Annotated in this window: 1 protein-coding gene and 1 pseudogene; both read right to left on the bottom strand. The window is 40.7% G+C overall.

Annotated elements, in window-relative coordinates:
• Nucleotides 1-266 (bottom strand): annotated as a pseudogene (locus tag A3756_RS16470) (hypothetical protein); the annotation flags it as partial.
• A 209-nt stretch (nucleotides 267-475) separates the two neighbouring features.
• Nucleotides 476-1,441: patatin-like phospholipase family protein (locus A3756_RS16465; protein WP_068553974.1), on the bottom strand; the 966-nt coding region annotated here is incomplete at its 5' end.

Raw genomic sequence — 1,441 nt, 5'->3', positions numbered from 1 at the left:
GGGCTACTCAATATAGAGGTAAGAAATACACCATCACACATACCGGCTTTAAAATCATTAGAGGCAACTTTGTCATCGGTAAAAGCTTCCAAATGGATATCTAGACCCCAAGGAATAGCTTTTGCTTTCAAGTCAGCGAAGAATGTCATTGCAGGACCGTTTTTTCCAACCGGGTCGTACATACAGAACTTTTTCTTTTCAAGTGCAGAAGCTGTGGCAGCAGTCGACAGCATTACTAGCGCAAGTATAATTCGACGAAATGTCATAATGTTTCCTTAATCCTCATTAATTGTTTGATGTGTAAGAACGTTCTTTTCTTATCGTTATTATGGTGCGAATAATAACAAAGACATGTTCGAAAAGAGACATCAAAATTGACTGCTAGTCACAAAAATAGATTTAAATTTTGGCAATATTAATATTTTCTTGTAAATACAATTGCTTACCATTTTCAGAGAGGAGTTGTTAAATTTGGTTAGCTGTTTTTCATATCTGCGTTAAAGAAACTTTCAAGCTCCTTGGACTTAGCTTGAGCGTCCTTGTATCCGAGAGCTATGAGCTCTCGCATAAACTCCCCTTCAAACAAAAGATAGCTAGCCAGGCTCACGCCGCCTTCAATTGGTTCCTTGTTTAGACCAAAAAACTGTTTAATAGGTCCGGGTAGTTTGGAAACATGTTTAATTGCAATTTCATCAATTGGTTCGCTTGGGTTTATCACCAAGGTATCAATAAACCTTAATCCCAAATCGTTGGCGACTGCTTCTGGGTCCTCAACTCTTTTTAAAAGGCTGTTGATGACAGCGACCTTTTCAACGTCCTTTTCTACAACATCAATAAACATTCCGTTTATAACATGCTCTAAGATAGAGGGTCGCTTTGGCTCTTTTTTACTTTCCTTGCGAATATGACGATTGGTGAGGTTCGCGCTAACACCAATAACCAAAATTCGATTCGCACCAAGGTGAACTGCAGGGCTAAGCGGTGCCATATTACGAGCAACACCATCGCCAAAGTACTCTCTATGTATCTTGACTGGTGGAAATATGGTCGGGATAGCAGAAGAAGCCATGAGGTGATCAAGCGTTAGTTTTGTTTTAACGCCCACCCTATTCCCTGATTGCCAACCAGTAAGGTGGTCTTCACCTTGGAAAAAACTAACACTTTGGCCGCTTCGATAACCACAACTTGTCACACTAACTGCCTGTATGTCGTGCTTCTTGATGTTGGTTGTGAGTTGTCCGAAATCAGCTTCTTTTTTTAATAGCTCTCTTAAGGGGGCGTTATTGAACATGGAGCCTGGCACATCAATGCCATCTCCGCTGACGAAACCTCTAACAAACTGGCCTAGGTTTTTTGCAAGATTCCAATAGTCGGATTTGTATACCTTATCAGAGCTAAGGTTTAACCAAAGATCTTCGAGACTGTCGACACTATGCCTGAA

Source organism: Oleiphilus sp. HI0086 (assembly GCF_001635225.1).
The sequence above is the reverse complement of the archived record's forward strand: the minus strand, read 5'-3'. Positions and strand labels throughout refer to the sequence as shown.